The organism is Ornithinimicrobium avium (assembly GCF_003351765.1).
Taxonomy (GTDB): Bacteria; Actinomycetota; Actinomycetes; order Actinomycetales; family Dermatophilaceae; genus Ornithinicoccus; species Ornithinicoccus avius.
In genome coordinates this window covers 1216742-1239078 of record NZ_CP031229.1, presented here as the reverse complement: position 1 = coordinate 1239078, position 22337 = coordinate 1216742, and the positions used below count along the sequence as shown (strand labels likewise).

The window sequence follows — 22337 nt, the reverse complement described above, 5'->3', positions numbered from 1 at the left end:
CCCCCCACCCGACCGGCGACACGGTTGGCCCGCCCCCACCGCACTTCACGACGGTTGTCGTAAAGCACGACGGAAGTATCCGTCAGCCTCTACGACAACCGTCGTGGAGTCGTGCCGCGTCCCGCCGGCGCCCGTCAGTCGCTGCCCGTCGGGCGCGTGCGCCGCGCCTTGATCGCCGAGCGCCGCCGCTTGGCGTCGAGCCGGCGGCGCTGGGACCCGCGCGTCGGCTTCGTCGCCCTCCGCGGTGGCGGCGGGGGAGCGAGCGCCTCGCGGATCAGCTCGGCCAGGCGCTCGCGGGCCGCCTTGCGGTTGCGCCGCTGGGAGCGGTGCTCGGCCGCCACCACGCGCACCCGCCCACCGACGAGGTATGCCGTGAGCGCACCGGTCACCCGCTCGCGCTGGTGCGCGGTGAGGGTCGTGGAGGTGGCCGGGTCCCACCACAGCTCGACCCGGCTGTCGGTCGTGTTGACCCCCTGTCCCCCTGGGCCGCTCGCCCTGGTGAAGCGCTCCTCGAGCTCGCCCGCGGGCACGACGAGGCCGTGGCGCAGCCCCGGTCCGGGCGGCACCACGAGGTCGAGCTCTGCGGCAACGGGCATGGTTCTCAGTGTGGCAGCACGCGCTGAACGGGGCGATCCAACGGGTATGCGCCGCGAATGGGCGCCACACGCGATTTAACTTTGGAGCGTTTAGGTGTTTGAACGATCGACGGGTAAAGAAACGGCAAAGATCCATTTAGAATTTTGTGTGACCTGACCCGAACGAGGCAGGTAGCTACGCAATGGAGGCGTCGAGATTCATGAGCAATAGGCAGGTAGGCCGCGGTTGGTCGCGGGCGGCGCAGGGGAGTGGTCTGGCGCGACGGGGCGTCATGGCGCTGGTGGTGCCCGCGATGGCGGCTCATCAAACTTAACCGGGCAACTCGGTGATTCTGGCTGTGGCCCGCCGGTGTTGGCGGGTGCAGGCCCAGCGTATCCGGCGCCTCTGGTTGTCGGTGTTGCGGAACCCGAAGGCGTTGCGTCCTTGGTGCTTGGCCAGCCGGTTGTAGCCCTCGGAGCGGGCGTTGGAGTAGCCGGTGAGGATCGCGGCCTCCACGGCGGGCCACCAGGCCTCGATGGTGGCGGCGAGGCGGTGGATCTCCGGGGAGCGGGAGGAGGCGGCCTGCTCGTAGAAGAGCCACAGCCGGTGGGAGATCACCGACCGGTCCGGGTCCGTCCCGGACAGCGCGAGCAGCTCACGTAGGCGCTCCTTGACGGTGTAGGCGTACAGGACCTCCTGCCCGGGGTCGCCTGCGTCGATCAACCGGTTCCACATCCTGACGAACGAGGCCGACGAGAGGTTCTCGTGCGCGGTGAGCAGCCGGCGCCGCCCCGCCCACTCCGGGTCCTTCTTGCGGCCGCGTCGGCCGCGCACGTCGCGGGTGGCGCGCTGCCGCACCTCGGTCAGGGTCTGGTTGGCCAGGGCGACCAGGTGGAAACGGTCTGCCACCACGACCGCGTCCGGCAGCGCCTCGGTCACGGCCTTGAGGTAGGAGGCGGACAGGTCGATCGTGACGTGGGTGATGCCCGCCCGCCAGGAGTCAGGCTGGGCGAGCAGCCAGGCCTTCACCCCGGCCGAGGCGCGCCCATCGACGTGGCCGGGCAGCCCGCCGGTACCGGCGGCGTCCACGATCCCGCTCAGCCACCGGTCGGCCACCACCTGCCAGCGGCCGGTGTCAGGGTCCTGGGTCCACCGCACCTTCCCGCGACGGGTCTCATCGATCCCGAGCACGCACACCGGTGGTAGCGGCGCGCTCAGCGCCGGGCTCACGTGGTCGACGAACGCCGCGTGCGCGACCGGCCAGGACACCCCGTGGTATCGTGCAGCGGCCCTCACGTCTTTGAAGTCCTCGGCCACCCCGGCGCCGCACGCCTGGCGCAGCCTCGTGGTCAGCCGGGCCCGGGCCGGGACGCTGGGCAGTGCCTGGCGTGAACGAGCCCCTCGCGCACAGCCCCTCCCGGCACCGCCACCGCCGCTTGTGCCAGACCAGGCGCACCGGGTCCGTGCCGTAGGGCAGGTCCCGCGGCCTTGTCCTCGCCCGGCCCTTGAGCGAGGTGGAGATCACCCCGCACGCCGGGCACGCCGCAGCGGCCTCCACAGCGGTGGCCACGTGCACCACCCGTGCACCGTCGTCCTCGAGCTCGACCAGCTGGACCGCGACTCCTTCCAGCCCCAGCAACCGGTCGGCGCCGACCTCGACGTGCTGAACCTCAACCTGATGTTGCGTACCCTGGGACATGCCCGTGACCTCACCAACGCGGCCATGAACTGCTTGACACAGCCATGATCACCGAGGTCACGGGCACCTCACGTCAGGTCAGGCTCCCCGGGCGTGCCCGGTTAAGTTCGAAGAGCCGCGATGGCCATCGGCACGTTCACCGGGGTGGGACCAGCGCAGGCGGCTCCGGCTAATTCCGGCAGCGGGTTCACGCACGGGATCTGCAACGGCGTGGTGAACCAGCTCGCGCACCGAGGCGCGGTCCAGACCAACCTGCTGCGGGCCGCTGCTAGGCAGAACGCTGCAGCGATCGCCGAGCTCGAGGCGCAGCGTGCCGCTCTCGAGGCCGAGCGTGCCGCTCTTGTCGCGGACAGGTCCGACCTCGACCAGCGGATAGCAGATCTCGAGCTCGAGGAGCAGCATCTCAACGAGGCTATGGCCGCCGCCGAGAGCGCACTGGCCGAGCTCAACGCGAAGCCGCCGGCTGCGCCTCGTAGGACCTTCGTCCACACGCCCACGTGCGTCAGTGGCTTGTCCACAGATCGCCCTGGACCCGGGCGGCGCGGGGGCACGGCATCGCAGGCTGACCGGCATGGATTCTGCGCTCCGGGCTCACCTCGACCAGCACGGGGGAGTGCTTTCCACCAAGGCAGCTGCCCGCCTCGGCCTCTCCGGCAACGACCTGAGGGCGCTGGTGCGGGCCGGCGTCCTCACCCGCGTGGCCAGGGGCGCCTACGTGGAGACGAAGCTGCTCCAGGGCGTCAGTCCCGAGGAGCACCACCGGCGGCGCACCATCGGGATCGTGGTCAGCCGGCACGGCCGGCTGGCGGCCTGCCAGCAGAGCGCCGCGGTCCTGCACGGACTTCCGGTGCTCGACAAGGAGCTCGAGCTGGTGCACACCGTGCACACCCGGGAGGGGCAGGACGGGGGCCGCCGCTTCGACACCTACCGCATCTACCCGTTCCCCGGCGAGGACGCGCTGACCCACAAGGACGGGGTACCCACTGTGATTCCGGCTCTCGCCGTGCTCGGGACCTCGCTGCGGGCGGGGCTGTGGTCCGGCCAGGTGGCGACCGACGCAGCTCTTCGGGCAGGGCTGACCACGAAGGAGGAGCTGACGAGCTGGCTGGAGCGGATGCCGCGCCATCCCGGGATCGCGCGCGCCCGTCAGGTCGTCAACCAGGCAGACGCCCGCAGCGAGTCGGCGGGCGAGTCCATCCTGCGGCTGCTGCTCGCGGACCTCGGCTACATCGCCATTCCGCAGCACAAGGTCAAGGACGCCTCGGGCAAGGTCATCGCCCGTGTCGACTTCTACCTGCCGGAGATCGACGTCGTGGTGGAGTTCGACGGCATGGTGAAGTACGGCGGAAAGGACGGCAAGGATGCCCTCGAGGCGGAGCGGCAGCGTGAGCGTCGCATCCGCGGGCTCGGACACGGCGTCGCTCGGGTTGTCTGGGCGGACCTCTACAACGTGACCAGGATCAAGAACGAGATCCACGCCGCCTACCGGAGCCGCACGTCCACTTCACGACGTTAGTCGTAGAGCGCGACGGAAGTATCCGTCACTTTCTACGACAACCGTCGTGAAGTCGGTTGGGCGAGGCCGACGGCTCGGCGGGGTGTGGCACGGGCGGGGCGAGGCGGGAGGGAGGCCAGCCCTCAGCGCCGCCAGAGGCCGTCCCACCATGCCCGGATCCCGCTCAGCCCGCTCTGCGGCAGGACCGCCGCGTTGGCGCGCACGTTCCACGGGGTGGCCATCCGCACCTGCTCGACCACGGTCCGCACGTCCTCGCCCATCTGCTCGGCCGAGGAGTCGTCGAGGCCGGAGGGGTCGGCATACCGGGTCTGCTCCAGCGTGCCGGTGATGCGGCCGAGCGCGTCCTCGCCCTGGCGGTTCAGCGTCGTCGCCTCGTGATAGTGGCGCCGCATGCCGCGCGGGCTGCGGGCCGGGGGCGGGGACAGACCGAGGTCGGCCAGGCTGCGGGTCAGCAGCAGCCACTGGCCCTCGACCCGCTCGGCCGGCGTGCCCGCCGCGCGCAGCCCGGCCTCGCGGTAGCGCCGCCCCACCACCGGCACCAGCGTCATGAGCAGGCCGAGCGCCAGGACGACGAGCGCGGTGCGCCACAGCACCGGCCACAGCTGCTGCCACAGGCTCTCCTCCGCGGGGGCGCGGTCGGCTCGGCGGTCGGTGCGACGGTGCGGGTCGTCGTGGTCGTGGTGGTCTCGGACGCACTGGCGTCGGACTCCTGGCGCGCGTAGGCCGGCGGCGCCGAGCTGCGCACGCCCGGCGTCGGCTCGAACCGGGTCCACCCCAGCCCCTCGATCCACAGCTCGGGCCAGGTGTGCGCGTCGGAGGCGATGACCTTGCGGGTGCCGTCGGTCTGGATCTCACCCGGCAGGAAGCCCACCGCCATCCGCGCCGGGATGCCCTCGCTGCGCGCCATCATCACCATGGCCGTCGCGAACTGCACGCAGTAGCCCTGCCGCGTCTCCAGGAAGCCGCCGATCGGGTCGTCCGCGTCGGCCTCCGCAGCCGGCGCGAGCGTGAGCGAGTAGGTGTAGTCGCTGCCGCGCAGGTGGTCCTGGATGCGCACGGCGGCCTCCAGGGAGTTGGACGTGCCGCCGACGACCTCCTCGGTCAGCGCGGCCACCTCGTCGGCGGAGACGGGGTCGACCGTCAGCAGGTCCGCGTCGAAGCGCTCGGGGTCCGCGGGCTGGTCACCGACACCGGCAGGCAGCTCGGCCCGCCCGGCGAGGGAGAGGTAGCTGGCCGTGTAGCCCTGGGCAGGCTCCTGCAGCACCACCGTCGAGTCCGTCGGGTCGAAGCGGTATGACGCTCCGCCGCCGCTCAGCTGCAGCGCCGAGGGCGGGAACGGCAGCGCCAGGTGGGGGACCTCGAGGGCGTTGCCGGTGACGGTGACCCGCTGCTCCCGGGCCGGCACGTCCTGGCCCATCCCGTCGGGACGAGGGATCGGCGTGCCGGCGGGCAGCAGCTCCGAGCGCCGCCGCTCCGGCGCGACCCAGCGCCCGTCCTCCCACCGCTCGGTCGCGGTGACGCGCAGCGGCTCCAGCCGGACCGCGTCGGTGCGGTAGGTCAGCACGGGCGCCTGCGACTGGTTCTGCAGGTCCTGCGAGGGGTCCATCGTCTCGGTGAACGACACCTCGGCGCCGCCGTCCCCGACGGTGCGGGCCTGCGTGTTGCGGGCCAGTCCGTCGGCGAAGAAGGTCGGCGGCAGGTGCGGGATGACTGCGGCCCCGAGCACCGCCGCGACGAGGGTGAGTGCGCCGAGCACCTGGGTGAGCCCGTGGTAGTTCGGCACGCTCCTGGCCACGTCGTCACCACCGACCGCCTCGCGCCGGTCCGTCGAGGGCCACGCCGCCAGCACCCGGTGGCCCTGCTGGGCGAGCATGACGAGCCAGAGGATCGCGACGGCGCCGAAGTACCACGGCTCCATCGCCCGCCCGGAGTTGGACACCGAGACCAGAAAGCCGGCGGCCAGCGGGATGCCGGCGCTGGCAGGGGCCCGCCCGGTCACGCCCATCGAGTCGACCGAGACGGCCGTCAGGGTGAGCACCGAGACGATGAGGAAGGCCACGCCGGTCGTCGTCGGTGCCGGCGCGGCGTAGGTCTGCAGGACGGTGCCGGCCTCGCGCAGCAGCTCGCCCACCCGGTCTGCGGTCACGGGGGTCGGGACGACCCACCAGCGCAGCGTGTCGCGCAGGTAGATCTGGCTCACGCCGACCAGCCCGACGAGGAGCTGCCCCAGCGACACCACGCTGGGGGCGGCGTCGACCGTGCGCAGCACGGCGCCGACCAGGGCGACCAGCACCACCATGAGGACCGCCGGCACCAGCCAGTCCTTTTCGCGCAGCAGCTCGGTCAGCGGCCAGGCCACCGCCAGGGTGGCCAGCGCCGCGACGAGCCCCTCGGCCCACATCCCGCGGGCGAAGGCGTCGTGACCGGTGAGCTGGGCGAGGCGGCTGTCCTCGGGGTCCTGCCCCCGTCGGCGGTGGCTCTGGCCGGAGCCTGCAGAGCCTCCGTCGCCGAGATCACCGGCGGCCCCGCCGGGGCCGCTGGCGTGCTCGCGCTCCGAGACGCCCACGCCCACGCCGTCGACGTCGCTCATGACCGCATCCCCCCGCTGATCGCGGCCCACGCCCGCGGCATGTCGGTGTGCGGGCCGACGACGACCGTGCGCCAGCCCGAGTCGGCCAGCACGCCGGTCAGCGGCGCCTCCGGCTCGCGCTGGGCGGCACCACCGAACCGCGCCGGGTCGATGACGAACGCCAGCGCCCGTGAGCCGGGCTGGCGGGTGCTGGCCAGCTCGCGCAGACCGTCCTCGTCGTGCGCCACGACGGCCGCGACGACGAGCACCCCGCTCGTGGTGAAGGGCGCGGCGGCCGCGGCGAGCCGGTCGAGGCGCGAGTCCTGCTCGGGCTGCACGCGGGCGAGGGCGTCGAGCGCGGCGTCCAGCTCGACCGCGCGCTCGGTCGTGCCGTCGCGCAGGGTGGTGTCGGTGAGCAGATGGACCACCCACCCGTCCGCGGCCAGGTGCCGGGCGACCGAGGCCAGCGCCGAGACCGCCCACTCGTAGCCCGGCCGCACGCCGGTCCCCGGGTAGGCGGCGGCGCGCGAGTCGAGCACGAGCAGCGCGCGCCGACGGGCGGGCCGCTCCTCCTGGCGGACCATGAGCTCGCCGCGGTGCGCGGTCGCCGGCCAGTGCACCCGACGCAGCTCGTCGCCCTCGCGCCAGATCCGGATGCTCACGTCGTCCTCGCCGTGGAGGGCCAGCATCTGGGGCATCTCTCCCTCGCTGCCGGCCGAGGTGCCCCGGACCCGGCCGTCGCCCAGGCTGTGCACCCGCGGCAGCACGAGGATCTCCGAGCTCGAGGACAGCTGCAGGGTCATGAAGGTCAGCCCGAAGGGGTCGCGCTGGCGCAGCACGATCGGGCCCAGGCTGAAGGCTCCGCGGTGGCGGGAGCGGACGGCATACCGGAAGCGGCGCTCCTCACCGGCGGCCATCCGGGGCAGGACGAACCGGGGCCGGTCGCCGAGCTGGAGGTCGAGGTGCTCCTCGGCCAGGTAGAGCCGGGTCGGGCGCCGCCCCACGTTAGTGAACCGGACCCGCACCTCGCCGCGCGCGTCGGGCACCAGGCGGGAGGGCTGGACCTCGCGCAGCACGCGCACCTGCGGGGTCCGGCGCGGCATCAGCAGCAGGGTGAGCAGGGGCAGCGCGACCAGCACCAGGCCGATCCGCGTCACGTCCTCGTAGCCCAGCAGGATCCCCGCCGCGACCACGACCAGCCCGAGCACGGCGAAGATCCGCCCCCGGGCCGTCAGCACCGACCACGGCGATCTCATCGCGTCCCCTGCGCGCACCCCTGCGCCCGTCCTCAGCGGCCCGAGGGGACCGGCGTGCGGGTGACCAGGTCGCGGACCAGGTCGGCGGTGCTGTGCCGGGCCAGCGACGCCTCGCCGGTGGGCAGCACCCGGTGCGCCAGCACCGGCACCGCCATCGCCTGCACGTCCTCGGGGAGCACGTGGTCGCGGCCGGCCAGCGCGGCGTGCGCCCGGGCGGCGCGCAGCAGGTGCAGGCCGGCGCGCGGGGAGGCACCGAGCCGCAGCTGGCGGTGGTTGCGGGAGGCGGTGACCAGCTCGACGACGTACTGCCGCAGCGCGTCGGCCGTGTGCAGCAGCCGCACGGCCTCGATCTGGTGCTGCACGTCCTGCGCGGTCGCCACCGGCTCGAGCCGCTCGAGCGGGTTGACCGAGCCGTGCGAGGCGAGCATCGCCTTCTCCGCCGCCGCCGAGGGGTAGCCCATCGACAGCCGCGCCATGAAGCGGTCGCGCTGCGCCTCGGGCAGCGGGTAGGTGCCCTCCATCTCGATCGGGTTCTGGGTCGCCATCACCAGGAACGGCCGGGGGAGCGGATAGGTCGTCCCGTCCACCGTCACCTGCCGCTCCTCCATCGACTCCAGCAGCGCCGACTGGGTCTTGGGCGAGGCGCGGTTGATCTCGTCGCCGACCACCACGTTGGCGAAGATCGCCCCGCGCCGGAACTCGAACTCGCGGGTGTCCTGGTTGAACACGCTCACGCCGGTGATGTCGCTGGGCAGCAGGTCGGGGGTGAACTGCAGGCGTGAGACCTGGCAGTCGATCGCCCGGGCCAGCGCCTTGGCCAGCATCGTCTTGCCCACGCCGGGGACGTCCTCGACGAGCAGGTGCCCCTCGGCCAGCAGCACGGTCACGGCGGTCGAGACGACGTCGTCCTTGCCCTCGATCACCGTGGTGATGGCCTGGTGGACGGCGCCGACGACGGACTGCACGGCGTCGAGGTCGACGGTCTCTGGTGCCGGGGAGATGGCGGACATGGGTCGATCTTGCCAAACGGCGGGCCTTCCCGACGAGTGCGCTGGTCACGCGGCACCGTCGGGGCGCGGGGACGTCGCCGGAACGGGCGTCCTCCACCACGCACCACCCGCACGCCCCGCCGTCCTGCGACGCGCCGTTGACCTGCGGGTATGTCGTGCACGCCCGCCCCGTGCAGGTGCCCACGGGTCCCGGGGCAGCGCTTCGGCGACAGATGTCCTCCACCGACCGACATACCATCTGACCTGCGGTTTTCGAGGTCCATGACTCCAGACTCACGTCGTGGGGGCTTGCCAGGGGAGCATTGTGGAGTAAAGTGGAGCGTATTGGAGACGCAGACCCGTCGATCCGCGAGCAGAGGGGGTGGTCCGAGTGCTCTTCCTGGGGACCCACACGCCCAAGCTCGACGCGAAGGGGCGGATGTTCCTGCCCGCCAAGTTCCGCGGCAAGCTCGAGGACGGCCTCGTCATCACCCGCGGGCAGGACCGGAGCCTGGTCATCTACCCGCAGGCCGAGTTCGAGCGGCTCGTCGCGCAGTGGCAGCAGACCCCGACCTCCAACAAGGCGGTGCGGGACTACCAGCGCGTCTTCCTCTCCGGCGCCTCCGACGAGCGGCCCGACAGCCAGGGCCGCCTGACGATCCCGCAGGTCCTGCGCGACTACGCCGGGCTCAGGACCGAGTGCACCGTGATCGGTGCCGGCGAGCGCGTCGAGGTGTGGGACACCGAGAGGTGGACGACCTACCTGGCCGCCAGCGAGGCCGCCTTCGCCGAGCAGTCGGAGGAGGTGGTGCCCGGACTGATGTGAGCGGTGCTCCGCCGGCGCCCAGCGACCGGCACCCGACCCCGACCCCTGGCCTCCCCCCGTCCGACCCACGTCCCGGCACGACTTCCCCCGTGCCGGGCCACCCCGGAACCGACGCGACTTCCCCCGCGCCGGAGCCGACCGCCTCCCGGCACACTTCCCCGGTGCCGGAGGGCACCACGGACGGACGGTGGGGGACCAGGGGCCGGGACGAGAAGGACAGCACCGGTCACCTCCCCGGGCCACGGACCATGACCGACAGCCAGCCCCCAGCAGAGGAGACCGCGGACGCGGACGGCGCGGCCGGCGACCGGCACGTGCCGGTCATGCTCGGCCGCTGCGTCGACCTCCTCGCCCCCGCGCTCCAGCGCGAGGGCGCTGTCTACGTCGACGGCACGCTCGGCATGGGCGGGCACGCCGAGGCCGTCCTGGAGCGCTGCCCGCAGGCCCGCGCCGTCGGCATCGACCGCGACCCCCAGGCCCTCGCCCTGGCGGGGGAGCGGCTGGCCCGCTTCGGGGACCGGTTCACCGGCGTCCACGCGGTCAGCGACGACCTGCCCGCCGTGCTCGCCGACCTCGGCCTGGCCCGCGCGGACGCGGTCCTCTTCGACCTCGGCGTCTCCTCCCTCCAGCTGGACGAGGTCGGGCGGGGCTTCGCCTACCGCACCGACGCGCCGCTGGACATGCGGATGGACCAGACGACCGGCCCCACCGCCGCGGACGTGCTCAACGGGTATGACGCCCGCGACCTCGAGCGCGTGCTGCGCGACTACGGCGAGGAGCGGTTCGCGCGCAAGATCGCCCGCGCGGTGGTCCGGGAGCGCGAGGCGCAGCCGTTCACCGGCTCCGGCCGGCTGGTCGAGCTGCTGCACCGGGTGGTGCCCGCGGCCAGCCAGCGCAGCGGCGGCCACCCGGCCAAGCGCACCTTCCAGGCGCTGCGGATCGAGGTCAACGCCGAGCTGACCGTGTGGGAGCAGGCGCTGGACCGGGCGCTGCGCGCGCTGGCCGTCGGCGGCCGGATCGTCGTCCTGTCCTACCACTCCCTCGAGGACCGCCTCACCAAGCGAGGGCTGGCCGCCGGCGCCACGAGCACCGCGCCGCCGCAGATGCCGGTCGAGCTGCCCGAGCAGGCGCCGTGGCTGCGGCTGCTCGTCCGCGGCGCCGAGCAGGCCGACGCGGCCGAGGTGGCCGCCAACCCCCGCTCGGCCTCGGTGCGCCTGCGCGCCGCCGAGCGCACCCGGGCCACTCCCGACCAGGCGCCCGAGCGCGGCCGGACCACCGACCGGCGCGCACCGCATACCTCCGACCAGCCCCCGACCACGCAAGACGAGGTGACCCCGTGAGTCAGATGACGATCGCCCCCCGGCTCGGCCGGGCCGTGACGGCCCGACTGCCGCGCCCCACCGACATCCGCATCGGCGGGTCGGCGACGCGCACCCGCGTGGTCGACGCCGCGCCGGCCGTCGCGCACACCGGCTTCCGGCTGCTGTGCCTGGCCATCGTGCTCGCGGCGTGCGCGGCCGTGCTGCTGCTCAACACCCAGCGCGCCGAGGGCTCCTACACGCTGTCCCGGCTGGCGGCCGAGCAGACCACCCTGCACGACACGCGGGTGACCCTGGAGGCCCAGCTGTCCGACCTGCGCTCCTCGGAGACGCTGGCCGACAACGCCCGCAAGCTGCACATGGTGCCGTCCACCTCCACCGCGACCCTGCGGCTGTCGGACGGGTCCATCACCGGCGTGGCCTCCAAGGTCGACGGCGGCACGGCGATTACCGTGGACCTGCCCGCCACCGGCGTGGCCGTGGACGACGACTAGGCCCGACGCAGACAACGACCGACGCAGGACAGGGGTGAGCCTCAAGGTGAACGCAGCCCGCGCCCCCCGTCGAGGGACGGTCCGGCGTGGAGCGGTCCCTCCCGGCGTGGTCCACCCCCGCCGGCGGGCCCGCGTCCTGCTGCTCGGGACGCTCCTGGTGCTCAGCCTCTTCGCCGCCCAGCTGGTCCGGCTCCAGGGACTGGACGCCGCCAGCGTCTCCGCGGCGGCGATCAACAGCCGCCTGGAGGTGCAGGCCATCCCCGCCGCCCGGGGCACGATCACCGACGTCGACGGGGCCGAGCTCGCGGTCAGCGTCGAGCGCAAGCGCGTCGTCGCCGACCCGACGCTGCTGGACGACTTCGGCGTGCAGGACGACGACGACGAGGTCGACCCCCAGGACATCGAGGCCGCCGCGGACGCCGTCTCGGAGACGACCGGCGCCGACCGCGGGAAGGTCCTCGAGGCGCTGCTGGAGCCGCTGGGCACCAAGTACACGATCCTCGCCCGCGAGGTCACCCCGCAGCAGTGGCAGGACCTGCGCACGCGCAAGGTGCCCGGCGTCACCGCCGAGACGATCATGCGCAGGGAGTACCCCCTCGGCGAGGCCTCCGCCCCGCTCGTCGGCTGGATGGGAGCGGGGGAGATGCCGGCCGGCGGCGTGGAGCTGGTCCGCGACGAACCGCTCACCGGTGCCCCGGGCGAGGCGGTCTTCGAGGTCGGCGCGCTCGGCGAGCGGATCAGCACCGGCCTCTACCGGGAGGACCCGGCGGTGCCCGGGCAGGACATGCGGCTGAGCATCGACGCCGACCTGCAGTGGTACGCCTACGACGCCGTGCGCACCCGCGTCAAGGAGGCCGGCGCGCTCTCCGGCTACGCCACCGTCATCGACGTGCGGACCGGGCGGGTCGCGGCGCTGGCCAGCTACCCCAGCTTCGACCCCGCCGACGCCGAGCAGACCGCCGCCGGCATGCGCAACGCCGCGGTCGAGGACGTCTACGAGCCGGGCTCGACGAGCAAGCTCATCACCGCGGCGGCCGCCATCGAGGAGGGCCTGGTCGAGATCGACACGCCGGTCGAGGTCCCGGTCCGGCTGGTCCGCCACGGCACGACCTTCAAGGACGCCGAGGAGCACCCGGTCGAGCACCTCACGCTCGCCGGCGTGCTGGCCAAGTCCTCCAACATGGGCACGATCCTGTTCGGCGAGAAGCTCAGCGACGACGCGCTCTACGACTGGATGACGAAGTTCGGCCTGGGTGAGTGGACCGGCATCGGGCTGCCCGGGGAGTCCAAGGGCCTGCTGCCCGAGCCGAGCACCTGGTCGGGCACCACGCACTACACGCTGACCTACGGCCAGGGCGTCTCCAGCACCCTGCTCCAGCAGGCCTCGGTCTTCCAGACCGTCGCCAACGGCGGGGTCCGCATCAAGCCCTCGATCTTCGCCGGCAGCACCGACGGCGACGGCCGCTACCACGAGGAGCCGGTCCCCGCCGGCACACGGGTGATCTCCGAGGAGACCGCCGACACGCTCACCAAGATCATGGAGCAGGTCCCCACGGCCATGGGCACCGCGCCGGCCGCGGCGATCGACGGCTACCACGTGGCCGGCAAGACCAGCACCGCCTCGCGGATCAACCCCTCCACCGGCACCTACGCCGGCGGCGGGGTGACCTCCAGCTTCATGGGCTTCGCCCCGGCCGGCGACCCGAGGTACGTCGTCGCCGTCGCGATCCAGCGGCCCACCCGGATCAGCGAGTACGGCGGCGTCATCGCCGGCCCGGTCTTCCGCGACATCATGCGCTTCGCCCTCCAGGACGCCGGGATCGCGCCGGCCACCACGCCGCCGGACGAGGTGCCGATCACCTACGACCCGGAGAAGCAGGCGCCCGGCAAGGCGCGTGGTGTCACACTGGGGGACATCGCCATCAAGGACGAAGGGACCCCCTGAGTGATCCCCCTGACCCTGCGCGAGATCGCACAGGTGACCGGCGGTCGCGTCCACCCCGACACCCCCGGGGCCGGGCGGACCACCGTGACCGCGAGCGTGGTGACCGACTCCCGGGAGGTCGTGCCCGGCAGCCTCTACGTCGCCCGCCGCGGCGACCACGCCGACGGGCACGACTACCTCGGGTCCGCGGCCGAACGGGGCGCGGCCGGTGCGCTGACCAACCGGGAGAGCGACCTGCTGCCGTGCGTCGTCGTGCAGGAGGACCCCGGGCGCCTCTCGAGCCGGCCGGACCGGCCCCCCTACGACGCCGTCACCCGCGCCTTCGCCGCGCTCGCCCGCGAGGTCCACGACCGCTGCGAGGCATCCGGCGGCCTGCGCACCGTCGCGATCACCGGCTCCTCGGGCAAGACCTCCACCAAGGACCTCATGGCCCAGGTGCTCGAGCAGCTCGGGCCCACCCTGGCCCCGGAGGCCTCCTACAACTCCGAGGTCGGGGTCCCGCTGACGGTATGCCGTCTCACCCCGCAGACCGCCTACCTCGTCGCCGAGATGGGCGCCTCGGGCAGGGGGCACATCGCCCACCTCACGCAGATCGCGCCGCCGCTCGTCTCCGTCGTGCTCAACGTCGGCACCGCGCACCTGGGCGAGTTCGGCTCCCGGGAGGCGATCGGGCAGGCCAAGTCCGAGCTGGTCGCCGCGCTGCCGGCCGGGGGGCTGGCCGTGCTCAACGCCGACGACGATGTCGTCGCCGCGATGGGGTCCGTCGCCCGCGAGGTCGGTGCCCGCGTGCTCACCGTCGGCCGCGCCCAGCAGGCGCAGGTCCGTGCCGGCGACGTCACCCTCGACGAGCGCGGCCGCGCCTCCTTCCTGCTGCACCCGCCCCGCGGCGGCGCAGGGGACGGCCCCGAGCAGCCGCTGCCCGTCACCCTGCGCCTGGTCGGCGAGCACCACGTCGGCAACGCCCTGGCCGTCGCCGCCGTCGCCCACGAGTGGGGTATGTCGTGGCCGGACGTCGCCACCGCCCTCGGCGCGGCGGTGCCCCGGTCCCCGGGCCGGATGGAGGTCACCGAGCGGGCCGACGGCGTCACGGTCGTCAACGACGCCTACAACGCCAACCCGGACTCGATGCGGGCAGCCCTGCAGACCCTGGCCGCGATGCGCCGCACCGGCGGCCGCCTCGTCGCGGTCGTCGGCGGCATGCTCGAGCTGGGCGAGGACGGCCCGGCCGAGCACGCCGGCGTCGGGACCCTGGCCGCGCAGCTCGGGGTCGACCACCTCCTCACGGTGGGCGACCTCGCCCGACCGGCGCACACCGCATACCTGCGCGGCGGGGGAGCGCAGGCGACCCACGTCGCCGACCGGCACGAGGCGGCCGACCTGCTGGCCGGGCTGCTGCGCGCCGACGACGTGGTCCTGCTCAAGTCCAGCCGCGACTCCGGTCTGCGGCTCCTCGGGGACGAGCTCGCGCACGCCGACGTCGTCAGCACCGAGGAGACCGCCTGATGGTCAACGTCCTGCTCGCCGGCGCGGTCGCGATGGTCGTCGCGCTCTTCGGCACCCCGCTGTTCATCAAGTTCCTGGTGCGGCGCGGCTACGGCCAGTTCATCCGCGACGACGGGCCGACCTCCCACCACACCAAGCGCGGCACGCCGACGATGGGCGGCGCGGTGATCATCCTGGCCACGCTGCTGGGCTACACGCTCTCCCACCTGCTGCTGCTCATGCTCGACATGTCGGGGCTGGTCGAGGTGACGCACAGCCGGTTCACGATGAGCGCGGTCCTGGTGCTCTTCCTCATCACCGGGCTGGGGTTCATCGGGTTCCTGGACGACTACACCAAGATCTCCAAGCAGCGCAGCCTGGGCCTGACCTCGGTGGAGAAGCTGGCCGGGCAGACGGTCGTCGCGGTGATCTTCGCGATCGGCGCCCTGCAGACGCCCGGCGACAGCACCCGCAGCCCGGCCTCGACGGCGATCTCCTTCGTGCGCGACACCGGCTTCGACCTGGCGGTGGCCGGCCCGGTCATCGGCGTGATCCTCTTCATCGTCTGGGCCAACATCCTCATCGCCGGCGCCTCCAACGGGGTCAACCTCACCGACGGGCTCGACGGGCTGGCGACCGGCGCGTGCGTGATGGTCTTCGCCGCCTACTCGGTCATCGGCATCTGGCAGTACAACCAGAACTGCCAGCTGGCCCCCGGCCCCAACTGCTACGACGTGCGCGACGCCCTCGACCTGGCGGTCATCGCCTGCTCGGTCGCCGGCGCCTGCTTCGGCTTCCTGTGGTGGAACGCCTCCCCGGCCAAGATCTTCATGGGCGACACCGGCTCGCTCGCCCTGGGCGGCGGGCTGGCCGGCCTGGCGATCACCACCCACACCGAGCTGCTGCTGGCCGTGCTCGGCGGGCTGTTCGTCATCATCACCCTGTCGGTCATCATCCAGGTCGCCTCCTTCAAGATGACCCGCAAGCGGGTCTTCCGGATGGCGCCGCTGCAGCACCACTTCGAGCTGCTGGGCTGGGCCGAGGTGACGATCGTCATCCGGTTCTGGATCATCGCCGGCATCTGCGTGGCCACCGGGGTGGGCCTGTTCTACGGGGAGTGGGTGGCCAACCTGTGAGCCTGCTCGAGGAGCTGACCCACCGCGACGCCGACTGGGGCCGCCTGCGCGCCCTGGTCACCGGGCTGGGCGTCAGCGGCTTCGCCGCCGCCGACGCGCTGCTGCAGCACGAGGCGAGCGTCACCGTGCTCGACCGCGGCAACGGCACCGAGCGCCAGGAGACCCAGGCCGGGATCCTGGGCATCCTCGGCGCCGACGTGCGCCTCGGCGCCGAGCACGTGGCGGCCTGGCCGCTGGCCGCGGCCGGCGGGGACGGCACCGCGCCGCAGGCACCCCTGGAGGTCGACGTGGTCGTCACCTCGCCCGGTTGGCGCCCCGACCACCCGGTGCTGGTCGCGGCGGCGGAGCACGGCATACCCGTCTGGTCGGAGGTGGAGCTGGCCTGGCGGCTGCGCCCCCGCGTCGGGGCGGCGCCCTGGCTGGTGGTGACCGGGACCAACGGCAAGACGACGACCGTGCAGCTGCTCGAGAAGATCCTGCGCACCGCCGGGCTGCGCGCCGTGGCCACGGGCAACGTGGGCATCCCCGTGCTCGACGCCGTGCAGCACCCCGAGCCCTACGACGTGGTCGCGGTCGAGATGTCCAGCTTCCAGCTGCACTTCACGCACACGATGTCGCCGCTGGCCTCCTGCGTGCTCAACCTCGCGCCCGACCACCTGGACTGGCACGGGTCGCTGGAGGCCTACGCCGCGGACAAGGCACGGATCTACCAGCGCACGCAGGTCGCCTGCGTCTACAACGTGCAGGACCCGGCGACCGAGCGGATGGTCGAGGAGGCCGACGTGGTCGAGGGCTGCCGCGCGGTCGGGTTCACGCTCGGCACGCCGGGCCTGTCGATGCTCGGCGTGGTCGACGACCTGCTCGCCGACCGCGCCTTCGTCGCCGAGCGGGCCACCTCGGCCGCCGAGATCGGCACCCTGGCCGACCTGTCGCGCGCCTCCGGCGGCGACGGCAGCAGCATGCCCCCGCCGCACCTGGTGGCCGACTCCCTGGCCGCCGCCGCCCTCGCCCGGGCCGCGGGCGTCTCGGCGGCCGCCGTGCGCGACGGGCTGCGCGCCTTCCGCACCGACGCCCACCGCACCGCGGTCGTGGCCGAGAGCGAGGGCGTGACCTGGGTCGACGACTCCAAGGCGACCAACCCGCACGCCGCGCAGGCGGCGCTGGCCGCCTACCCCGACGTGGTCTGGGTGGCCGGCGGTCAGCTCAAGGGCGCCGAGGTCGAGGACCTGGTCGTGCGGTTCGCCGACCGGCTGCGCGGGGTGGTGCTGCTCGGCGCCGACCGGGCGCAGATCGCCCGCGCGCTGTCCCGACACGCGCCGAAGGTCCCCGTCCACGACGTCGGGGTCGCCGACCATGGGGACATGGACGCGCTGGACCGGATCATGGACGACGTGGTGGCCGCGGCCGCCGCGATGGCCAGCCCCGGCGACGTCGTCCTGCTCTCCCCGGCGGCCGCGTCGCTGGACATGTTCCCCAGCTACGGCTCGCGGGGCGAGACCTTCGCCCGGGCCGTGCTGCGCCACCTGGGCCGGGAGGAGGCGTGACCTCGCTGACGCGCGACGGGCGCGGCGCCGCGGCGACCCGCGGCGGGGCGCAGGAGTGGACGGTGGCCTCGGTCGGGGAGTGGCTGCGCTCCCCGGTCGCGCCCTACTACCTGGTGCTGGTCAGCGCGACGGTGCTCACCGGGCTCGGCCTGGTCATGGTGCTCTCGGCCAGCAGCGTCGGCTCCTACGCCACCAGCGGCAGCTCCTACACCGTCTTCCTCGACCAGCTGCTCTACGCCTCGCTCGGGATCGGGCTGGCGGTGGTCGCCTCCCGGCTGCCGGTGAGCTGGTGGAAGAAGCTGGCCTGGCCGGCGATCTTCGTCGCGCTGCTCCTCCAGGCGCTGGTCTTCACCTCGCTGGGGGTCGGGGAGTTCCAGGGCAACAACAACTGGATCAGCATCGGCGGGCGCACCATCCAGCCCTCGGAGTTCGGCAAGATCGCGCTCGTCGTCTTCGGCGCGGCGGTCCTGGCGACCAAGCGGCGGGTGATCCACCGGATCGGGCACGCGACGGTCCCGCTGGTCTTCCCCTTCGGCATCGTCCTGGTCGGGCTGGTCCTGCAGGGTCACGACCTGGGCACCGCGATGATCATGCTCGCGATCCTCGTCGGGATGCTCTGGGCCGCCGGGCTGCCGGCGAAGTGGTTCCTCGGCGTCGGCGCCGTCGCGGTCGCCGGGGTGGCCTTCCTGGCGGCCGGCAGCGCCAACCGGATGCAGCGGATCCAGGTGTGGATCGGCGGCATCTGCGACAACCCGCACGCCGCGACCGGCTGCTTCCAGAAGGTGCACGCCGAGTGGGCGCTGGCCGACGGGGGCTGGTGGGGCCTGGGCCTGGGGGAGTCCCGCGAGAAGTGGGGCCTGCTGCCCGAGCCGCACAACGACTTCATCCTGGCCATCATCGGCGAGGAGCTCGGCCTGGGCGGCACCGTCGCGGTGCTCGCGCTCTTCGCGGTGCTGGCCTACGCCTGCTACCGGATCGTCAGCCAGGCCGAGGACACCTTCGTCCGGCTGGCCGCCTCCGGCGTGATGATCTGGCTGCTGACCCAGGCGATGCTCAACATCGGCTCGGTCATCGGGATGCTGCCGATCATCGGCGTGCCGCTGCCGCTGGTCTCCAGCGGCGGGTCGGCGCTGGTCGCCGCCCTCATCGGCGTCGGCCTGCTGCTCTCGCTCGCCCGGGCCGTGCCCGGCGCGCGGGAGCGGCTCTCCCCGCGCACCTCGCGGCTGAGCCGCACCCTCGCCGCCCTGCCGACCCGTCGCACGACCGTCGCGGGGACCCGCGGCACGAGGAAGAGGTCGGGCAGCACGCACTCCGCGACCAAGCCCGGCAGCAGCCGGCGCACCGCGCCACCACCCACCTCCCGGGCCGCCCGCGGCCGGCGCGGCGCCTCGCCCGCCCGCTCCCGCGGCCCGCAGGGACGCACCGGCCGGAGGGGCCGGTGAACGCGCCGCTGTCCGTGGTCCTGGCCGGCGGCGGCTCGGCCGGCCACGTCAACCCGTTGCTGGCCACCGCCGACGCCCTGCGCCGCCGGGTGCCGGACGTGCGGATCAGGGTGCTCGGCACCGCCGAGGGCCTGGAGTCCAGGCTGGTGCCCGAGCGGGGCTACGAGCTGACGATGGTGCCCAAGGTGCCCTTCCCGCGCCGCCCGGACGCGGCGGTCCTGCGCTTCCCGACCGCGCTGCGCTCGGCGGTCGGCGCCGCCCAGAGCGCCCTGGCCGAGGCCGAGGCCGACGTCGTCGTCGGGTTCGGCGGCTACGTCGCCACCCCGGCCTACCTCGCCGCGCGCCGCGCCGAGGTGCCGATCGTCATCCACGAGCAGAACGCCCGGCCCGGCCTGGCCAACCGCCTCGGAGCCCGCTTCACCGCGCACGTGGCCACCACCTTCGCCAGCACCCAGCTGCCCGGCGCGACCCGGGTCGGGCTGCCGCTGCGCGCCGAGATCCGCGACCTGGACCGGGCCACGCTGCGCCCGGAGGCCCTGGCCCACTTCGGGCTCGCGGCCGACCTGCCCGCGCTGCTCGTCTTCGGCGGCTCGCTGGGTGCCCAGCGCCTCAACCAGGCCTTCTCCGGCGCCGCGGCCGACCTGCTCGGCGCCGGCGTGCAGGTGCTGCACCTCACCGGTGCGGGCAAGGACGTCGAGGTGCCGGCCGGCGCCCCCGGCGGCGCCCGCTACGTCGCGATGCACTACACCGACCGGATGGACCTGGCCTACGCGGTCGCCGACCTGGCCGTGTGCCGGGCCGGGGCCGGGACGGTCTGCGAGCTGTCCGCCGTCGGCGTGCCGGCGATCTACGTCCCGCTGCCGATCGGCAACGGCGAGCAGCGGCTCAACGCCGCCGGCGTCGTCGGGGCCGGCGGCGGCCTGCTCGTCGAGGACGCCGAGGTGAGCCCGGAGTGGGTGCGCACCACGGTGCTCCCGCTGATCACCGACGAGGCGCGCCTCGCGCAGATGGCCGCCGCGGCCGCCGAGCACGGGGAGCGCCACGCCGACGACCGGCTGGTCGACCTGATCCTGGCCGCCGCGGGCAGGGACACGTCCACCCCGGACGTGGACGCGCGGTGAGCGCCCCGTCCCCGGGGGCCGCGCACGCCCGCAGCCCCCGCTTCGACCTCACCGCGCCCGTGCCCCCGGCCGAGGAGCTCGGCGCGGTCCACCTGGTGGCGATCGGCGGCTCGGGCATGTCCGGCGTGGCCCGGATGCTGCTGGCCCGCGGTGTGCCGGTCTCCGGGTCCGACCGCACCGACAGCCCCACCCTGCGCGCGCTGGAGGCCGAGGGCGCCCGCGTCTTCGTCGGGCACGACCCGGCCCACCTCGACGGCGCGGACACCGTGGTGGTGAGCAGCGCCATACCCGAGACCAACCCCGAGCTGGCCGCCGCCCGGCGGCGCGGGCTGCGGGTGCTGCACCGTTCGCAGGGGATCGCCGCGCTGCTGCACGGGCGCGACGCCGTCGCGGTCGCCGGCGCCAACGGCAAGACGACCACGAGCGCGATGACCGCGGTCGCGCTGCGGGCGGCCGGCGCCGACCCCGCCTACGTCATCGGCGCCCCGCTGGCCGGCACCGGCAGCAACGCCGCCCCCGGCGGGCCGGGCGCGCCGGTCGTGGTCGAGGCCGACGAGAGCGACGGGACGTTCGTCGTCTACCGGCCGCTGGTCGCGGTCGTCACCAACGTCCAGCCCGACCACCTCGACTTCTGGGGCGACGCGGCGGGGGTGGAGGCCGGCTACGCGCGGTTCGCGGGCACGGTCCGCCCCGGCGGCCTGCTCGTCACCAACGCCGACGACCCCGGCGCGGTCCGCCTGGCTCATCGTGCCCGTGCCGACGGCGTGCGCGTGCTCACCTGGGGCTCGGTGCCGGGGGAGTGCGACGTGCTGGTCCGGGACGCCCGGTCCGACGGTATGTCGTCCTCGGCCACCCTGGTCTGGTCCGCCGACCTCAGCCCGGTCGTCGCCGGCACGCAGGCGCAGCTGGTGCTGCCGGTGCCGGGCGTGCACAACGTGCACAACGCGACCGCCGCGCTGCTCGCCGCGACCGCAGGGCTCGGGCTGGCGCTGGCGCCGGTGCTCGAGGGCCTGGCGGCCTTCCCCGGGGCGCACCGCCGCTTCGAGCCGAAGGGCAGCGCCGGCGGCGTGGAGGTCGTCGACGACTACGCGCACAACGCGCCCAAGGTGGCCGCGGTCGTCCAGGCGGGACGCTCCGCGGCGGCGGGGCGGCGCCTGGTCGTCGCCTTCCAGCCGCACCTGTTCTCCCGGACGAGGGACTTCGCCGAGGGCTTCGCCGCCGGGCTGGACGGGGCCGACGTGCTCCTGCTGCTGCCGGTCTACGGCGCACGGGAGACCCAGGAGCAGTTCCCGGGCGTGACCTCTGCGCTGCTGGCCGACCTCGTCCGAGGGCGGGGCACCGGGACGCAGGTGCACCTGCTGGAGGAGCGTGCGGGAGCGGCGCGCGCGCTGCATACCCTCGTCCGTCCCGGTGACCTGGTGGTCACGGTGGGCGCGGGGGACGTGACGGACGTGGGTCCGCAGCTGCTGGAGCTGCTGGGGGAGGACGAGGGGTGAGCGTGGACACGCAGGAACGAGGCACCGGTCTGGTGGAGCGCTGGCGGGACCGGCGGGACGTGTCGCGGCCGCCGCGCCGACCGGGTGCGTGGCGCCGTGCGGTGCTGCTGTGGGGCGTGCTGGTGACGCTGCTGGCCGCGGGGCTGGTCTTCCTGTTCTTCTTCTCCGCGGCGTTCGTCGTGCAGGACGTGCAGGTGGAGGGGGCCAAGGGAGAGCTCGCGGACAGCGTCGTCTTCGAGGCGGACATCCCGCAGGGGCGGCCCCTGGCGAGGGTGTCGGAGACCAGGCTGGCCGAGCGGGTGCTCGAGGGCGAGAAGCGGGTGCGCAGCGTGTCGCTGGACCGCAGGTGGCCCTCGACGATCGTCTACGAGGTGCAGCTGCGCGAGCCGGCGCTGGCCCTGCGCGGCGGGGGGACGACGTGGCTGGCGGACGCGGGCGGCGTCGTCTACGACTCGGTGGAGAAGGCCTCGCACAATCTGCCGGCGGTGACCGTCGCCGAGAAGCCGCAGGACGTGTCCACCGGGACGGTGCTGGGGCTGGTGGAGCTGTGGCGGCTGCGCCCGGACCCCGCTGAGCTCGAGGGCGAGATCTCCACGCCCCGCCTCGGTTCCAACGGAGACGTGACGATCCGCATCGACCAGCTGACGATCCGGTGGGGCCCGCCGGTCGAGGCGGAGAAGAAGTGGAAGGTCGTGCAGGCCCTCGTCGGGCAGGACGCCATCGACCCGCAGGGTGAGATCCCGCAGACGATCGACGTGAGCATCCCGGGCACGCCCGTGGTGACGGGGATCCCGCCGGCCCAGGGCTGAGCGTTGGACGACCTCGAGCGAGACCTCTACCTGAAGTCGAGGTTCAATCTCGGGGGTCCGAAGAGGGCTTGCGAATTATGATCGCGGGCAGAGCAAGCACCAGCTCGTCGTACCCGAA

Annotated in this window: 19 protein-coding genes and 2 pseudogenes; 13 read left to right on the top strand and 8 right to left on the bottom strand. The window is 73.9% G+C overall.

Translation table 11 applies throughout. The features are described from left to right. Nucleotides 1-134: 134 nt before the first annotated feature. From arfB to DV701_RS19430, 3 genes and pseudogenes are all read right to left on the bottom strand, one after another. Nucleotides 135-596, bottom strand: a complete 462-nt coding sequence (gene arfB / locus DV701_RS05645; protein ID WP_114927437.1) for an alternative ribosome rescue aminoacyl-tRNA hydrolase ArfB — start codon at nucleotides 594-596, stop codon at nucleotides 135-137. A 310-nt stretch (nucleotides 597-906) separates the two neighbouring features. Beyond that, nucleotides 907-1965, bottom strand: a pseudogene (locus tag DV701_RS05640) (ISL3 family transposase); the annotation flags it as partial. A gap of 37 nt (nucleotides 1966-2002) precedes the next feature. Next, nucleotides 2003-2134: pseudogene (locus DV701_RS19430) on the bottom strand (transposase family protein); the annotation flags it as partial. A 12-nt stretch (nucleotides 2135-2146) separates the two neighbouring features. Here DV701_RS19430 and DV701_RS18710 point away from each other — a divergent pair. Next, nucleotides 2147-2323 (top strand): hypothetical protein, encoded by a 177-nt coding sequence (locus tag DV701_RS18710; RefSeq protein ID WP_228255244.1) that lies wholly within the window; start codon nucleotides 2147-2149, stop codon nucleotides 2321-2323. Nucleotides 2324-2353: 30 nt separating this feature from the next. Here DV701_RS18710 and DV701_RS05635 read toward each other — a convergent pair whose 3' ends face one another. Further along, entirely contained in the window at nucleotides 2354-2677 is a 324-nt protein-coding gene (locus DV701_RS05635; RefSeq protein ID WP_162802831.1) for a hypothetical protein, read from the bottom strand. Between the two features lie 169 nt (nucleotides 2678-2846). Here DV701_RS05635 and DV701_RS05630 point away from each other — a divergent pair, with 169 nt between their 5' ends. Then, entirely contained in the window at nucleotides 2847-3791 is a 945-nt protein-coding gene (locus DV701_RS05630; RefSeq protein WP_114927435.1) for a type IV toxin-antitoxin system AbiEi family antitoxin domain-containing protein, read from the top strand. Between the two features lie 122 nt (nucleotides 3792-3913). Here DV701_RS05630 and DV701_RS05625 read toward each other — a convergent pair whose 3' ends face one another. From DV701_RS05625 to DV701_RS05610, 4 genes are read right to left on the bottom strand one after another with little or no spacing between them, the layout of a single operon-like run. Continuing rightward, nucleotides 3914-4384 carry a hypothetical protein gene (locus DV701_RS05625; RefSeq protein ID WP_114927434.1) on the bottom strand — a complete coding sequence of 157 codons (471 nt, stop codon included), beginning with the start codon at nucleotides 4382-4384 and terminating at the stop codon, nucleotides 3914-3916. Beyond that, on the bottom strand, nucleotides 4336-6381 hold the full coding sequence (locus tag DV701_RS05620) for a transglutaminase family protein (protein WP_114927433.1): 2046 nt from the start codon (nucleotides 6379-6381) through the stop codon (nucleotides 4336-4338). The genes DV701_RS05625 and DV701_RS05620 overlap by 49 nt, the downstream gene beginning before the upstream one ends. Next, nucleotides 6378-7616, bottom strand: coding sequence for a DUF58 domain-containing protein (locus tag DV701_RS05615; RefSeq protein WP_114927432.1), 1239 nt, complete (start codon nucleotides 7614-7616; stop codon nucleotides 6378-6380). The genes DV701_RS05620 and DV701_RS05615 overlap by 4 nt, the downstream gene beginning before the upstream one ends. Nucleotides 7617-7648: 32 nt before the next feature. Then, on the bottom strand, nucleotides 7649-8626 hold the full coding sequence (locus DV701_RS05610) for an AAA family ATPase (RefSeq protein ID WP_114927431.1): 978 nt from the start codon (nucleotides 8624-8626) through the stop codon (nucleotides 7649-7651). 370 nt (nucleotides 8627-8996) lie between these two features. Between DV701_RS05610 and mraZ the strand changes: the two genes are divergently transcribed. From mraZ to DV701_RS05555, 11 genes are all read left to right on the top strand, one after another. Then, nucleotides 8997-9431: a division/cell wall cluster transcriptional repressor MraZ gene (mraZ, locus tag DV701_RS05605; RefSeq protein WP_114927430.1), complete on the top strand. Its 435-nt coding sequence runs from the start codon at nucleotides 8997-8999 to the stop codon at nucleotides 9429-9431. A gap of 248 nt (nucleotides 9432-9679) precedes the next feature. Beyond that, nucleotides 9680-10771, top strand: a complete 1092-nt coding sequence (gene rsmH / locus DV701_RS05600; protein WP_228255323.1) for a 16S rRNA (cytosine(1402)-N(4))-methyltransferase RsmH — start codon at nucleotides 9680-9682, stop codon at nucleotides 10769-10771. Next, a complete protein-coding gene (locus tag DV701_RS05595) occupies nucleotides 10768-11244 on the top strand; it encodes a hypothetical protein (RefSeq protein WP_162802830.1) in 477 nt (158 codons plus the stop codon). Before rsmH ends, DV701_RS05595 begins: the two co-directional genes overlap by 4 nt. Nucleotides 11245-11350: 106 nt before the next feature. Beyond that, nucleotides 11351-13189, top strand: a complete 1839-nt coding sequence (locus DV701_RS05590; RefSeq protein ID WP_162802829.1) for a peptidoglycan D,D-transpeptidase FtsI family protein — start codon at nucleotides 11351-11353, stop codon at nucleotides 13187-13189. After that, nucleotides 13190-14692: a UDP-N-acetylmuramoyl-tripeptide--D-alanyl-D-alanine ligase gene (locus DV701_RS05585; protein ID WP_114927427.1), complete on the top strand. Its 1503-nt coding sequence runs from the start codon at nucleotides 13190-13192 to the stop codon at nucleotides 14690-14692. Then, nucleotides 14692-15807, top strand: coding sequence for a phospho-N-acetylmuramoyl-pentapeptide-transferase (gene mraY / locus DV701_RS05580; protein ID WP_114927426.1), 1116 nt, complete (start codon nucleotides 14692-14694; stop codon nucleotides 15805-15807). Before DV701_RS05585 ends, mraY begins: the two co-directional genes overlap by 1 nt. After that, nucleotides 15804-17351, top strand: coding sequence for a UDP-N-acetylmuramoyl-L-alanine--D-glutamate ligase (murD, locus tag DV701_RS05575; RefSeq protein ID WP_228255243.1), 1548 nt, complete (start codon nucleotides 15804-15806; stop codon nucleotides 17349-17351). The genes mraY and murD overlap by 4 nt, the downstream gene beginning before the upstream one ends. Continuing rightward, nucleotides 17348-18793 (top strand): putative lipid II flippase FtsW, encoded by a 1446-nt coding sequence (ftsW, locus tag DV701_RS05570; RefSeq protein WP_114927424.1) that lies wholly within the window; start codon nucleotides 17348-17350, stop codon nucleotides 18791-18793. Before murD ends, ftsW begins: the two co-directional genes overlap by 4 nt. Then, a complete protein-coding gene (gene murG / locus DV701_RS05565; protein WP_114927423.1) occupies nucleotides 18790-19914 on the top strand; it encodes an undecaprenyldiphospho-muramoylpentapeptide beta-N-acetylglucosaminyltransferase in 1125 nt (374 codons plus the stop codon). Before ftsW ends, murG begins: the two co-directional genes overlap by 4 nt. Next, nucleotides 19911-21410, top strand: coding sequence for a UDP-N-acetylmuramate--L-alanine ligase (gene murC, locus DV701_RS05560; protein ID WP_228255242.1), 1500 nt, complete (start codon nucleotides 19911-19913; stop codon nucleotides 21408-21410). Before murG ends, murC begins: the two co-directional genes overlap by 4 nt. Then, nucleotides 21407-22219: a cell division protein FtsQ/DivIB gene (locus DV701_RS05555; protein ID WP_114927422.1), complete on the top strand. Its 813-nt coding sequence runs from the start codon at nucleotides 21407-21409 to the stop codon at nucleotides 22217-22219. Before murC ends, DV701_RS05555 begins: the two co-directional genes overlap by 4 nt. Nucleotides 22220-22337 lie beyond the last annotated feature (118 nt).